At 56.1% G+C, this 14,471-nt stretch carries 12 protein-coding genes and 2 pseudogenes; 11 read left to right on the top strand and 3 right to left on the bottom strand.

What is annotated here, in order from left to right; all coding sequences use genetic code 11:
* The first annotated feature begins 5 nt into the window (after positions 1-5).
* The 8 genes and pseudogenes from betT (at position 6) to QMG40_RS03090 (ending at position 9,097) form a co-directional block, all read left to right on the top strand.
* Positions 6-2,207, top strand: coding sequence for a choline BCCT transporter BetT (betT, locus tag QMG40_RS03120; protein ID WP_283527796.1), 2,202 nt, complete (start codon positions 6-8; stop codon positions 2,205-2,207).
* Positions 2,204-3,790, top strand: coding sequence for an aldehyde dehydrogenase family protein (locus QMG40_RS03115; protein ID WP_283527794.1), 1,587 nt, complete (start codon positions 2,204-2,206; stop codon positions 3,788-3,790). Before betT ends, QMG40_RS03115 begins: the two co-directional genes overlap by 4 nt.
* Before the next feature lie 3 nt (positions 3,791-3,793).
* Complete coding sequence (locus tag QMG40_RS03110; protein ID WP_283527792.1) at positions 3,794-5,386, top strand: GMC family oxidoreductase; 1,593 nt, start codon at positions 3,794-3,796, stop codon at positions 5,384-5,386.
* Positions 5,387-5,586: 200 nt separating this feature from the next.
* Complete coding sequence (locus QMG40_RS03105; RefSeq protein WP_283527790.1) at positions 5,587-5,943, top strand: YraN family protein; 357 nt, start codon at positions 5,587-5,589, stop codon at positions 5,941-5,943.
* Positions 5,943-6,461, top strand: a pseudogene (locus tag QMG40_RS17365) (magnesium chelatase domain-containing protein); the annotation flags it as partial. The gene QMG40_RS03105 and the pseudogene QMG40_RS17365, both read left to right, overlap by 1 nt.
* Before the next feature lie 87 nt (positions 6,462-6,548).
* Positions 6,549-6,977: pseudogene (locus QMG40_RS17360) on the top strand (ATP-binding protein); the annotation flags it as partial.
* On the top strand, positions 6,958-7,989 hold the full coding sequence (locus tag QMG40_RS03095) for a hypothetical protein (protein ID WP_283527786.1): 1,032 nt from the start codon (positions 6,958-6,960) through the stop codon (positions 7,987-7,989). The pseudogene QMG40_RS17360 and the gene QMG40_RS03095, both read left to right, overlap by 20 nt.
* Before the next feature lie 214 nt (positions 7,990-8,203).
* A complete protein-coding gene (locus QMG40_RS03090) occupies positions 8,204-9,097 on the top strand; it encodes a TIR domain-containing protein (RefSeq protein WP_283527784.1) in 894 nt (297 codons plus the stop codon).
* A gap of 91 nt (positions 9,098-9,188) precedes the next feature.
* On the opposite strand, the gene QMG40_RS03085 is transcribed toward QMG40_RS03090, so the two are convergent.
* From QMG40_RS03085 to QMG40_RS03075, 3 genes are all read right to left on the bottom strand, one after another.
* On the bottom strand, positions 9,189-10,472 hold the full coding sequence (locus QMG40_RS03085) for an ISAs1 family transposase (protein WP_283527782.1): 1,284 nt from the start codon (positions 10,470-10,472) through the stop codon (positions 9,189-9,191).
* Positions 10,473-10,816: 344 nt separating this feature from the next.
* Positions 10,817-10,963 (bottom strand): transposase, encoded by a 147-nt coding sequence (locus QMG40_RS03080; RefSeq protein WP_283528607.1) that lies wholly within the window; start codon positions 10,961-10,963, stop codon positions 10,817-10,819.
* Entirely contained in the window at positions 10,912-12,108 is a 1,197-nt protein-coding gene (locus QMG40_RS03075; RefSeq protein ID WP_283527780.1) for an ISL3 family transposase, read from the bottom strand. Before QMG40_RS03075 ends, QMG40_RS03080 begins: the two co-directional genes overlap by 52 nt.
* Positions 12,109-12,323: 215 nt before the next feature.
* Between QMG40_RS03075 and QMG40_RS03070 the strand changes: the two genes are divergently transcribed.
* From QMG40_RS03070 to QMG40_RS03060, 3 genes are all read left to right on the top strand, one after another.
* The gene (locus tag QMG40_RS03070) at positions 12,324-13,268 is read left to right on the top strand and encodes a TIR domain-containing protein (protein ID WP_283527778.1); all 945 of its coding nucleotides are present in this window, start codon (positions 12,324-12,326) and stop codon (positions 13,266-13,268) included.
* Between the two features lie 184 nt (positions 13,269-13,452).
* Positions 13,453-13,929 (top strand): hypothetical protein, encoded by a 477-nt coding sequence (locus QMG40_RS03065; RefSeq protein WP_283527776.1) that lies wholly within the window; start codon positions 13,453-13,455, stop codon positions 13,927-13,929.
* A gap of 29 nt (positions 13,930-13,958) precedes the next feature.
* Positions 13,959-14,123 carry a hypothetical protein gene (locus tag QMG40_RS03060; RefSeq protein ID WP_283527774.1) on the top strand — a complete coding sequence of 55 codons (165 nt, stop codon included), beginning with the start codon at positions 13,959-13,961 and terminating at the stop codon, positions 14,121-14,123.
* The last annotated feature ends 348 nt before the right edge of the window (positions 14,124-14,471 follow it).

Raw genomic sequence — 14,471 nt, 5'->3', positions numbered from 1 at the left:
CAATCATGAGTCGAAACAAAAGTGTCGAATCCCCGCCCAAGAGCACAGGTGCTGTATCCACTGAAAATACGGACGATGGTGATAGCGGAGACCGCATCAACAAAGTAGTCTTTTTTGGGGCCGCAGGTGGTGTGCTGGCCATCGCTCTCTGGGCCATCATTGATCAGGAGGGCGCCGATTACATCATTAACAGCGTGGTGGGATGGGTCGGTTCCACGTTCGGCTGGTACTACTCGTTAGTGATTGTCCTGGTGTTGGCCTTCGTGATTGCCGTAGCCGTCAGCAAGGTTGGCAAGACCCGGCTAGGGCCTGACCACTCGAGGCCAACTTTCAACCTGTTCACATGGACAGCAATGTTGTTTGCCGCCGGCATTGGGATCGACCTGATGTTCTTCTCGGTCTCAGAGCCTGTTGCACAATTTCTGGCGCCGCCGGCTGGAGAGGGTGGCACCGTTGAGGCTGCCCGTCAAGCCTTGGCCTGGACCCTGTTTCACTACGGCATCCTCGGATGGGGGCTGTACGCACTGATGGGCCTGGCCTTGGGCTATTTCGCCTACCGTCACAACCTGCCGTTGAGCATCCGTTCGGCGCTATTTCCTATCCTCGGCAAACGTATTCACGGCCGCATAGGTGATGCCGTTGACATTGCTGCGGTGCTGGGCACAATTTTTGGTATCGCCACTTCCTTGGGAATCGGTGTTGCACAGCTGAACTTTGGGTTGTACTTCATGTTCGGCATCCCGGAAAATACTGGTATCCAAATAGTCTTGATCGCCGTTGCCGTCATTATGGCAACCATCTCCGTACTGACCGGAGTGGAAAAGGGAATTCGCCGGCTCTCTGAACTCAACGTGATCTTGTGTATTGCTTTGATGGTGTTTGTTCTCATCGCAGGCAAGACCGGCTACCTGCTCGATGGGATCGTACTGAACATTGGTGACAGCATCTCCCGCTTCCCGAGCATGGCGCTGAACACGTTTGCCTACGACCGTCCGGATGAGTGGCTTAACGGCTGGACCTTGTTCTTCTGGGCCTGGTGGATTGCCTGGGCCCCGTTTGTAGGCCTGTTCCTGGCACGTATCTCACGCGGACGCACCATTCGCCAATTCGTTGGTGGAGTACTTGTGGTGCCTTTCGCCTTCATCCTGCTGTGGATTTCAATCTTCGGTAACAGTGCCCTGGACGTAGTTCGTAGTGGCAACACAGCATTTGGCGAACTAGCCATGAATACTCCCGAGCGCGGCTTCTACACGATGCTTGACCAATACCCCGGGGTGACTTTCACGGCGGCCATAGCAACGTTTACCGGCCTGCTTTTCTATGTCACAAGTGCCGACTCCGGGGCCCTGGTCATGGCTAACTTCACTTCGAGATTGAAAAATCCAGAGGCCGACGGCGCCAAATGGGTTCGTGTCTTTTGGTCAATGGCCACCGGGCTACTGACGCTATCGATGCTTCTGGTGGGTGGTGTCAGCACGCTGCAAAGCGCTACGGTCATCATGGGCCTGCCTTTCTCCGTGGTGTTGCTGTTCATCATGCTGGGTCTATTCAAGGCGCTTCGGGTGGAGAGTGCGCTAGCAGGCAGCTACCGCGCCGGACTTCATGGTGTGCTCTCTTCCAGAGCCGGTGGCTCAGGCCCCGAGAACCGCAGAAGCTGGAAACAACGGTTGGCACGAGCAGTCAACTATCCCGGCAGGCGGCAAGCACACAAATTCATGGAGGAGGTTGCCCGCCCGGCTCTGGCTGAGGTTCGGGATGAATTTACTGCCCAGGGCATTGAAGCCACGTTGGACTTCGGGACCGTGGAACCAACAGGTATTGGGACAGCAGACCTGGTTATTCATCTTGGCGAGGAGAGGGCTTTCAAGTACCAGGTCTATCCTGTCCAGCAAGAAGTGCCTTCCTATGCCAAGTCCTCCGTAAAAACGGAGCACTACTACCGTATGGAAGTGTTCTCCCTTGAAGGCAGCCATGGTTATAACCTCTTTGGCTCCAACAGGGAACAGGTCATTGCTGATGTCCTTGACCACTATGAAGTACATGTGGCCTTCCTGCACCAAAGCGGCGGAGCCACCGGTGTCAGCAAAATTGCTGAAGCCAGCGAAGCTAAGACGGACTGGGAGGGAGACTTTGACACTGTTGATGACCTTCCCGCAAATGTCGCAACCACACCACCGAACAACGGATTGGATGAGGAAACACCATGACCGAAAAAAACCATGTGGAGCCGACCAACACTAGGGCCAAAAGCATGTTCATCGGAGGCGCCTGGGCACCTGCCGCCGCCGGCGGGACCCGCGAAATTTTCTGCCCCGCTGATGGACGGCTGGTGGCGAGCGTTTCGGAAGGAACGGCAGAAGACTCCGAACGGGCTATTGCAGCAGCCCGCACTTCATTTGACTCCGGCGTGTGGTCTTCAGTGCCTGCACCGCAACGCGGAGACTTCCTGCTCAAAGTAGCCACTCGGCTTCGGGAGCGGAAGGAAGAATTTGCTCGCGCCGAATCCGAAGATACAGGCAAACGGATCCTCGAAAGCCGTCTGGACATGGATGACATTGCCGCATGCTTCGAGTACTTCGGACGGTTGGCAGGCCAAGATGCCGGGCGCATTGTCGATGCTTCGGATAACAACGTACTTTCACGTATTGTGTACGAACCCGTCGGTGTGTGCACCATGATCACACCCTGGAATTACCCGCTGCTTCAGGCGGCATGGAAGATTGCTCCGGCCTTGGCGGCCGGATGTTCCTTTGTTCTCAAGCCAGCCGAACTGACCCCATCCACAGCAATCTTGATGCTGGATGTTCTGGATGAACTTGGACTGCCGGCAGGGGTTGCCAACCTCGTCACCGGAGCCGGTGCTGACGTTGGCCCACCGCTGTCAAGCCACCCGGATGTAGACATGGTCTCCTTCACCGGCGGATTGATCACAGGACGCGGCATTGCTGCTTCCGCTGCTGGAACCGTAAAAAAGGTTGCGCTGGAGCTCGGCGGCAAGAACCCGAACGTGATCTTCGCAGATGCAGACTTTGATGCTGCACTGGATAACGCGCTCAACGGGGCCTTTGTTCACTCAGGGCAAGTATGCTCAGCTGGCGCCCGCCTGCTGGTGGAGGAATCCATAGCCGAAGACTTCGTGACTGAACTGGTGCGTCGTGCAAACGGCATCCGCCTAGGCGGACCCTATGATGAGGACGCCGAAACCGGTCCGCTCATCTCGGCAGCTCACCTGGAAAAAGTTGATGGCTACGTACGCAAGGGCCGAGAAGAAGGTGCTCGAATCCGCTGCGGTGGACGCCCCGCTACGGCTGCCGAGGTCGGTGCTGCACGCGGTGCGGTGAAGGACACCGGCATCGAAGGGCCCAAGGCCGAGGGGCACTACTACCTGCCCACTGTCATTGACCAGGTCACTTCCGGTATGTCTGTGCTCACTGATGAGGCGTTTGGACCCACCATCACCGTTGAAACTTTCCGCACTGAGGACGAGGCAGTAGCCCTAGGTAACGACACCATCTACGGCCTGGCCGGGGCAGTCTGGACACAAGACGCCAGCAGGGCTCAACGTATTGCTGGGCGTCTGCGTCACGGAACTATCTGGATCAACGACTTTCATCCGTACCTCCCGCAGGCTGAATGGGGTGGCTTTGGCCAGTCCGGAGTGGGCCGCGAACTTGGCCCCACAGGCATGGGCGAGTACCAGGAAGCAAAGCATATTTACCAGAACCTTGACCCGCAAGTCACCGGTTGGTTCGCTGACCACGGCTCGAGCCCCAGCCAGGAGGAGAACTAGACAATGAGCATGATTGAAGATGCAGCCAACCGCGACTTTGACTACATTGTCATTGGTGGTGGTTCGGCCGGAGCCGCTGTGGCAGCCCGCCTTAGCGAAGATCCCGCCGTCGAGGTGGCTCTAGTGGAGGCAGGTCCTGACGACCGCGAACTGCCTGAGATCCTCCAACTTGATCGGTGGATGGAGCTTTTGGAATCCGGGCTTGACTGGGATTACCCCATTGAGAAACAGGAGAACGGCAATTCCTTTATGCGCCATGCCCGTGCACGGGTCATGGGCGGTTGTTCCAGCCATAACTCCTGCATCGCTTTTTGGGCACCGCGTGAAGATTTGGATGACTGGGAGAGGGTGTACGGTGCCAAAGGTTGGAATGCGAAGATGGGCTACCGTCTGTTCAAGCAGCTTGAAAGCAATGAGGATGCTGGCCCCGACGCCGCGCACCATGGAGACAGCGGACCGGTAAAGATTATGAATGTCCCCGCAGCTGATCCGTGTGGGGTCGCGCTGCTGGATGCGTGTGAACAAGCCGGAATTCCTCGGGCGAAGTTCAATAATGATGTCACTGTTGTCAATGGTGCGAACTTCTTCCAAATCAACCGTCAGCCAGATGGAACGCGCGCATCCAGCTCCGTTTCTTACATTCATCCGATCATGGACCGGAAGAATTTTACGTTGCTCACTGATCTGCGGGCCCGCGAACTAACCTTTGACGAGGCGAACAAGTGCACGGGTGTCAATGTGGTGGATTCGGCTTTTGGCCGCACTCACACGTTGAAAGCCAACCGCGAGGTTATTGTCTCCGCCGGGGCCATTGACACACCGAAATTGTTGATGCTCTCAGGCATTGGCCCGCGCGAGCAACTGCGTGAGCACGGCATCGCAGTGCGCGTGGACGCGCCGGGAGTTGGCGAGAACCTGCAGGACCACCCCGAAGCTGTCATCCAGTGGGAGGCGAAGAAGCCCATGGTGGAGGAATCCACACAGTGGTGGGAGATTGGCATCTTCTCACAGACGCGCAGTGGGTTGGACCGGCCGGATTTGATGATGCACTATGGTTCCGTACCGTTCGATATGCACACACTGCGTCAGGGCTACCCCACGACTGAGAACGGATTCTGCCTCACTCCAAACGTCACTCACGCTAAATCGCGGGGCACTGTCAAGTTGGCGAGCCGGGATTTCCGCGACAAACCCAAGGTGGATCCGCGCTATTTCACGGATGAGGCGGGCCATGACATGACCGTCATGATCGCGGGTATCCGCCGGGCCCGAGACATTATTTCTCAGCCGGCCATGTCCGAGTGGGCGGGAACTGAGCTCTACCCGGGCAAGGATGTGCAAAGCGATGAAGAGATTGCAGATTACATCCGCCGCACGCACAACACTGTTTACCACCCGGCCGGAAGCGTGCGCATGGGTGCTAATGATGACGCACTGGCCCCGGTAGATTCGGAGTTGCGGGTCAAGGGTGTCACAGGGCTGCGCGTGGCTGACGGTTCTGTCATGCCGGAGCTGACTAGCGTTAACCCCAACATCACCACCATGATGATTGGGGAGCGCTGTGTCGAGCTTGTCCGGGCGAGCGCTGTTAACTAGATTCTGACTCGCTTAACTCTGGTTCACTAAACCCGAGTACGACGCCGGTGACTTGCCTTGGTGGGCGGGTCACCGGCTTCGTGCGTTCTGGGGTGATTTGTTCCCCCACAGGGGGCTGCGATTGGTGAGACTATCCACAATCGGTGTCCTGGCACTGTTGCTGGCATCCAATGCGAGCCAAGCTGACATTGGAGGCTGTTATGAGAGCAAAAGATGCGTTGGGTCAGTCCGGTGAACGGGTGGCAGCTGATTATCTGGAGGACCGCGGTATCCGGGTGATTGATAGTAACTGGCGGTGTGCCAGCGGTGAGATTGACCTTGTTGCCCTTGATGGAAATGAACTCGTCATAGTTGAAGTCAAGACACGCAGGTCGCGGCGGTATGGGGATCCGCTTGAAGCGTTGACACGGATTAAACTGTTGCGCCTACGAACTTTGGCGGTGTTGTGGGCGCGCGAACACCAACACGTCATTGGTACCGTGCGAATTGACGCTGTTGGCATCATCATGGACCACTCGGGCCCACCCAGCATTGACCATCTCAAGGGCGTGGCCTGATGGGGATGGGGCGTGCCCTTGCCGTGGCCCTGGTTGGTTTAAATGGCCACGTCATAGAAGTTGAAGCCGACATTGGCCAGACCCTGCCCAACTTTATTCTCCTAGGACTCCCAGATGCCTCATTATCAGAAGCACGGGAGCGGATTCGATCGGCGGCGCAAAACTCTGGGATTCCATTGAGTCGGCGTAAAATAACTGTCAATTTAGTACCAGCTTCTCTACCTAAAAAGGGCTCTGGCTTTGACTTGGCCATTGTTATGGCTGCCCTCAACGCTGCGGGCGATGTTCGGCGAACCGGCAGCACTGTCTTCCTTGCTGAACTCGGACTTGATGGACGGTTGCGGGCGGTCCGGGGAGTCCTGCCCGCAGTTCTTGCCGCGTTGTCTGCCGGGTACAAGGAATTTGTTGTGGCAGGTGCCAATCTCGCTGAAGCACAGCTAGTAAGTGGAGCCAAGGTTCGCGGCTACGACTGCTTGGCACAGGTGGTCGCTGACTTTGACGCCAACCCCCAAGAACTCATAGGCCTTGAAGGCGTCACTGCGGCCGGCATTGAAACCGCTCAGCCGGTAAGCGGTGTAGTGGCAAACCACGAGAAAGTGGATTTGTCCGAGGTAGCAGGCCAAACAGTGGCGCGTCTTGCGTTGGAGATCGCGGCCGCGGGTGGGCACCATCTGATGATGATAGGACCACCCGGCTCAGGAAAAACCATGCTGGCCGAGCGGCTGCCCGGACTACTACCGGATCTCAACGATGCCCAGGCCATGGAAGTCACTGCCATTCATTCCCTTGAACATAGAGCATCTGGACTTGTTGGGCTTATACGGCGCCCGCCTTATGAGCGGCCGCATCATTCCGCTAGCACAGCAGCCATTATTGGTGGGGGTAGCGGCATACCGCGTCCTGGTGCCGCTACCCGCGCTCATCGAGGCGTGCTCTTCTTAGATGAGGCTAAAAATGTACAAGACTCCTCAAGTTTCCGTCAAGTTCAGCCGCCCGTTTCGGTAAGGTTGGCAGATGCGCGTTATCGACCTTGAGACCAAAGTAATTTTTGCCGTAGATCGGATCCAATCTGGCCAAAAGGTTGAGGATGATTTCATCGAGTGCAAGCGAGAATGGCCGCAGGGCGACAAAGCACGTCAGCTTGCTGGAAGCCTGAACCGTGCGGGTGGCGATCCCGTCATTTACATCATCGGAATCGACGAGACGAACGGTGCTATCCACGATCTTTCCGGGACAGATGTCCTTGATTGGTGGGCTCAAATCACGCCAAAATTTGACCAGACCCCGCCTGAAATGATTCGGCAAGTGAATGTGCCGATCGGCGCTGACGGTGAGTTTGTGATAGCCATAGCCTTCGCTTCTGACCGCTCACCCTACGTTGTGAAGACAAAGACCCCGATTCTCGAAGTTCCAATGAGGGAAGGAACCGGCACCAGGTCAGCCAAGCGCGACGAGCTACTTCGACTCTTGATCCCAACGATCAAAGTGCCGCCTGCGGTGACCTTGAGTGGAGATTTCTATGCCGAGTACTATCCGAGCGTCCGAGCTCCTCGGGAAGAAATGGGCGGTGGTCATGGCCAAGTAGAGGGCATTAGGTGCCAGGGGAACCTTAGAGTCTATTTCGAGCATTCCGGTAATGTACTTACGACAATTCCTACGCACGGAATGCAAGGCAAGGTTCATGTTGATAACAGGACGTTCAATGTTAGTGTCACTCCGCATGCAACTAAGCCGACCGAAGTTCATCAAGAGTATGGAGTACACGTAACTCGTGACGGGATTACCTTGACAGGTCCCGGATCAGCGATTCTTGCATTGAAGCTGCCCGCTGTTAGTCCCGAAGACAAAAGATTTTTTCGGGATGCGTCGCAACTAGGATTTGATCTAGAACTCCACGTCCTAGGTGCGGTCAGGCCTCTCATAGCAACTGCGCAGATGGGCAGGGTTGGCCCATATGAGATGAAGAACAAATATGGAGACAATCTGAAAAGCGCTTATCAGGAAATTCTTGGGAACTGGAATTTCTCGCATCACGGACTCGATTAGCGGTTCGGCCTAGACACGATTTGCTGGCTAACAGGACTTGCAAGAATGGTGAGGTCGGTTCACAATCATACGTGCTACATACTCATGCAGGGCGTCCAGGAGTGTGCTGAGCGGCAGGGTTCATCTTCTGATGACATTTGAAACGTAAATGGGCTTGGGTGATGGCATGGGTTGGTAGGCTTGCTTGGGTATCTAGTTGGAGTAAGGGAGTGTCTTGAAGGTCTTTATCAGCTGGTCTGGAGCGAAATCTAAAGACTTTGCGAATCAGTTGCGTGGTTGGCTCCCCTTTGTGCTGCAGGATTTACGGCCCTGGGTCAGCGACATGGATATCGACTCGGGGACGTTGTCAATGGCAGAGATCCACGCCCAGCTTTCGGACACTGCCTACGGCATCATCGTAACGACTTCTGAAAACCAGGCTCGTTCGTGGATCAACTACGAAGCCGGAGCTCTGTGGAAGTCCATCGACGTAGTAAATAAAGTTGTGCCGATTCTTCTCGACCTAGACTTAGCAGACCTTACTAGCCCGCTCAAGAATTTCCAGCTTCGGCAGTTCAAGAAACACGACGATCGTAAGTCTGAATTCAAGAAACTGGTCATTTCTCTGAACAACGCACGCCCGTACCCACTTGCGCAGCATGTTCTCGATGAGTCCTTCGAGAACCATTGGAGCAAGATGGAAGCTATATTCAAGCGGATCGAGACGAATGATTACGCATATAAACCTGAGATGACCTCGACGGACCTTCGGCTCGAGGACATTCAACAGCTAGTACTTAAGCTCGATCAGAGTTCAAGGGCTACGCTCACTGGTGTGGAGCAAATTCTGGACCATGACCATAATGAGGGCGGCGAGGGTCGCGGCAGGGAATCTTCCGGAACTCGCGAGAGTCGGTTTGAAAAGATCATCAACGACAGCCTGATAGCTCGGGGAAGCATCGACCGTGCCCACGTCAAGAGAATTGACAAGCGACACTATGTGGTCTATTCTGCCCATCGAATTCCTGACGAGGTCAAGGCAGCGGCCGAAGAAATCAACGCCCAAGTCCCATATTTGATTGATTTCTCTTATATGTTGACATATTCGGAAGATGGGCCAGATGACTAAGTTGTCCAGCCACGATCTAACTTAGAGATATGGGACACTGCGGCTTTATATTGGATGCGCTTTGGAACTCCGCTTAAAGCAGCCGACCCGTTCACGTAGTAATGAGATTAAAAGACTCAAATATCTGCTGTAATTGTATCAATACATGTGTGAAAGTTGGGGAGGGCTTTTTGTTGAAACTCCTACGCAGCAGAAAAGCTAGGCCGGATTGCACAGGGCGATTGCAAAGTCCGTTTAGCTGATATCTAGGCCAGCGAGTTAGAGTGCGCGGTGCGGGTAGTTGTGGGGGCTCGGGTGGCTTTGGCGTGGTTGCGTTCGCCTGCCAGAGACATAATCGTGATAGCGATATCCTGAGAGAGGCCACGACTCGGGGTGCGTTGTCTTTTCGGATCTGGCTGGAGTCTTCCCGCCAGGTCACGTCCCGGCGGTAGTGCAAACCGTTTTCGATGCCCCAATGGCCGTGGATCAAGTTGCCGATGAGCTCTGGCTTTCCTTGAGCTGGAGTTAGAGAAGTGACAACGTAGACGGTCTCGGTTGACCACTTCCTGGTCCCGAGTGGCCGCGACTTACGGGTGATTTGGGCGCCTTGAGCGGCGTGGGGGAAGTTGATCCCGGCTGCCACGGTTACGCATTTGACGGTCCGCTGGATTTCACGCCCGTTGGCGGTTGTGTGGGCCTTGGGCCCGGCACGGACCTGCTTCCATGGCAGGGCGCACAATTGCTCGTGAAGTTTGGGCTGGTTGCCTTTCACAGTCAGCACATAGTGGGCGCCACGGAAATGGAGGTACTGGGCGTGCTCACGCTGGGTATGCAACGCATCGGCAGTGACGACCATGCCGTCAATGGCCGCGATCTCTTCCAGCAACGGCTTGAAATAGGTGATCTCATTATGCTTCGCCGACACGTTCTGTTGCACGAGCACGGCCCCGGTAGCTTGGTCGATGCCGGCCAGGAGGTGGACTTTGGTGCCGCCGCCGTTCTTGGCGCCACGGACTTCCTTCCCGTCAATGGCGATGGCCGTCACCTCGGTCATGGATTGGGCCCATGCCCCGGCCAGTCGGTCCAGGGCATCAGCATCTAGACGCTGCAGAACCCTGGCCAATGTGGTTGCGTGCGGTGCACGAATACCGAGCCCAGCAAGAGGAACCCGTGCCGTATCGGTGGCCCATTCAGCCATTTCTACCAACGACTTCGCCCCCGACAGAACTGAGCAGACTATGATGACCAGCAGATGCGCGAAAGGATACCGGATCCCGCCCTTCTTCCGCGGATCCGGCAGCTCACACAACCCGGCCAGCACCTTACCTGGGTCAATCCCCACAGGCTCCTTCGTTGCGAATTCGTCGATGAACGCCGCAAGATAAGACGATGGCATACGAGAACTCCTGGGCAACATGTGGGACTGAACAATCACATGCTTAAGAGGGGTTCTCTCTGATTAAAAGCCAGGGTGGATCCATCTCATATTTTAAGACGCACAATTCGCACAAACGACTTTGCAATCACCCTGCCGGATTGCATGGGCGAGAGACCAGAGCACAAGGCCTGGAGTGCGCCGGCCGTAGACGCTGCACGGTTCTCTTTAGAGCACGGTGGAGGCAACATGAGTAAGATGGACCGTCTTACCTACGACCGACTCATGCAGCGCTATCTGGAGTCCGCTGAGGGGCATGACGGCTCTTCGCGTTTCGTGGTGAATACCAGCCCGCTAAGATGAATTCATGCCACCGTCCGGGCGGCACTTCTTAGTAGGATACGTGATTGGTAGTTGGTTGGGTTGCGGAACCCGCGGGCGATCCTTTTGATGTTTTTGATCATGGTGTTGGCTGCCTCGACCTTCGCTGTGGTGACGCGGGTGGCGAGCAGGGTTTGGATCTCCGGCCACCATTTGTTGACACCGCCGTCAGCAGCCGGTCGGTTTCTTTCATGGCTGCCGCTTTCACTTGTCGTTCAAAGAACGCTTTCCGCTGGTCCACGTTGGCCGGGTTGGTGGCCGAAAGCAGCAGCCGCAGGGCTTCCTTGACACCCCAAGCGGCGACGAGTTCTTGCGTCGGGTCGTCAGTGGCAAAGACCTCGTCTAAGCGTTTCTTGCCGTTCTCCGAGAGCGTGTCGTAGCCGCGCAGCAGCTGTCGGTGCGCCCAGGCCTTGTCCGTTTTCAGGCCACGGCGCCCGTTCTGCTCACGGGACACGCGTTGGCGGACCTTGGTGAGCATGTCATTTCCGAGCTGCACCAAATGGAAGTGATCCACGGAAACGGCGGCATCGGGCAGGTTCTCGCGCAGGGCCTTGCGGAACGCCGCTGACGGGTCGATGCCGACGGTCTCAATACAGGAAAGCCAAATGGCGGGCCGGGCCTTGAGCCAGGCACCCACGCCCCGGCTGTCGCGGCCGTCAACGATGCCCAACACCTGGCCGGTGTCGACGTCTACGATCGTTGACATCCATGGCTCATACCGGGACCACTTGCCCGTGGTCTCGTTCTTGAACCACCGCACACTGCGGTAGCGGTGTTCATCGATGCCCAGCCGTGTCGGGGCCAGCAGGTCCACGGAAGGCAGCGCCATGGCGGCGGCGACCACGGCCGTGTTGACCAACCACCAGGACACCCCAAACGCGATGGCAACCTCGGACGCGGCCCGGCCGGAGCTGATGACGGCATCCATGAGGGTTTCCTTCAACCGTACGGTGGAACGGGCGAAGCGCGGCACCTGCGGGGTGGATTCAGCAAAGGTCTTCCGGACGCAGGCAGCCTCGTTGCAGAAGAACCGGCGCTTGAACCACAGGAGCCGGACAGGGCCAGCGACAAGGATGTCCCGGACCCGCTGGATTCGGCGCGAATGCACCCGCACCGACAGGACAGCGCAGGCGGGGCATGCTTGCGGGAAGTCCGCAGCGACGGTCACTACACGGATGCCGGCGTCGTCGTCATTGATGACGGAAATGACCTGGTAATCGGGGAGATTGAAGAGTGTCGTGGCCTCATTCGGGCACGACTGGGTAGGCTGATTCAAGGCTCGTGGTTCCTGACCTGGGAAGAATGCTAGACACATCCATCTCAGCAGGGCCACGGGCCCCTAACTTGCTACGACACCAACCCCGGATTCACCACCAACCGCGAAGAGCCGGCATGACCCAGTCAGGGTAGATCCCGAAGCCTGACTAGGCGCCCGTGTCCTGTCGGCGTTGGTAGGCTTACCTGATCATCATCGTGAGCTAGGGGAGCGTCTTGAAAGTATTTGTAAGCTGGTCAAAAAACAGTCGTGGTGTCGGGAGCGCCGTCGCTGCGGCTGTAAGGGAAATTTTCGACCCAGTTGTAGATACATTCATCAGCCAGGAAATTCAAGCGGGCTCACGAGGGCTCGAAGCGATCGACGCGGAGTTGAACGATACGGACTTTGGCATAATTTGCCTCACGCGATCTAATCAGACTGAACAGTGGATTAACTACGAAGCTGGCGCACTGTCGCGTCAAGTGGCGGACAAGCGGAAGAGGATGGGCGTTTTTCTAGTCGATTTTGGTGATGTTGACGAGGTTAACAGTCCAATGAATATATTTCAATGCAAGATGGCTACCTTCGAGGGCCTCACTGAGTTGATGACATCGCTGAACGAATTGGGCCCAAATCTGAAAGAGGGAACCCTAAGTAAGCGTATTGCTTCGGCTTGGCCGGACGTAGAGACCGCCGTCACGGAAGTCAAGGCTGGCGGAACTGTGGGGCCTGTTTTGCCGCCAAAATCACCTGACGAGAAGCTTGATGAGATCTTGGGTCTCGTTAAAGCCGTCGAAGCTTCCCTTGGCGATGAATTGCAACTTCAGCACCAGAAAGTTTCACACCGTGACGTATTTGACCTGGTAGGTTCTGATCCCGTATTTGCGCGCAGTCTTCGAAAATGGATGACGAGCCCTCACTCGGATGATCAATTGGCCCTTTCGGGTAAAGATCAGATCCGCAAGAATCGTGACGGATTCAACGCGAAAATTATGGGAATCATGGAGGATGTCTCCCATTTGGGTGAATGGGGAGATCTCGGGGTCTCGATGATGGACGACGCGGTTACGTTCAAGTCTGATATTGAGCTCCCCGACAATATTAGACGTTTGGTCGTAAATTCTATTGCCCGGAATCATCCTAATCATTCGATTGATTTCCAAGTCAGACCTAAACTGTAGCTCGGTGACCACGAAAAATTGCGTGTATAGACAATTGTTATCTGGCTTACAGATTTTGAGCGTGTAGTTCGGATCCCACCGATATGATCTACCCATGACCGAAACACAAGATGTCTAGAAGACTGGCTCGAATTTCACTCAGGTGCTGGAAGCTGCGGCGAAGCTGCCGGGATTGAGGATCAGCATGGCCGCCTACCTCCGTACAGCGCTCAAGCGCCACTGCACTGCGGATCAGAAAGCGAGGGCAATCGCTAACAGTCCAGCAGCAGCGGGCATCCCGCTCAAGGTCATCGCTGAGGTCGCAAGCAACTCGATCGCTTATGAGGCGAGTAAGGTCACTGGCCTGTCGACCCTCGCAGGTATCCCCGGCGGTCTGGCAGTGCTTGGCACTGTGCCAGCTGACCTCGCGCAATATATGGGGCATACGCTTCGAATTGGCCAGAAGCTTGCCTATATCTACAGTTGGCCTGATTTGTTCGCCGATGAGGGCGAAGATATTGATGAGGCTACGGAGAGCATGCTGATCCGGTTCGTCGGTGTGATGTTCGGCGTGCAGATCGCTCAGGGTGGCGTTGCAAGAGTTGCGGGCATGATCGCCACTAATGTTGCCAGGAGACTACCGCAGCAGGCACTCACAAGGGGATCATCTTCCCGATCGTGAAAAGGCTTGCTGCCCATCTTGGTGTGAGTATGGTCAAGAAGCTCTTTGCCAGCGGCATCGCGAAGGCAATCCCGGTAGTCGGTGCATTTCTCTCGGGCGGTCTCACCCTTGGCACGTTCCTTCCGATGTCCAAGCGGCTGCAGAAGCACTTGGCCAGCTTGGAGCTGACCAAGCCAGGGCACCGGACCGAATAGGCCGAGAGCATCGACGCCGAAGTCATCACTCTGGCGGTTGTCGAGGAACTCCCATGGCAAGAGCCGAGCGGTCAGAGCTGACCGAGGGCATACTTCCCGCCGAAGAGCTCTAAGTGGATCGGGAAGATTCCTATGGAATCTTTGCCCACAGCCGGGTCCGTGGGGCGATCATGGCAGCAAATCTTTGCTCAATCAGTTCTCCACGGAGCAGCGAGCATCTATACACCGTCGTTTGCGATGAGCCGGTCTAGACGTATGATCTGTGACTCAGCCCACTCCGCATAGGGGTATAATTGCAACACCCTGGGGGAGCTTGTAATATTTACGTGTCATTAGTAATGGGGCAGA

The sequence above is a fragment of the Arthrobacter antibioticus genome, from assembly GCF_030063205.1.
Taxonomy (GTDB): Bacteria; Actinomycetota; Actinomycetes; order Actinomycetales; family Micrococcaceae; genus Specibacter.
This window is presented reverse-complemented; position numbering and strand designations above follow the sequence as displayed.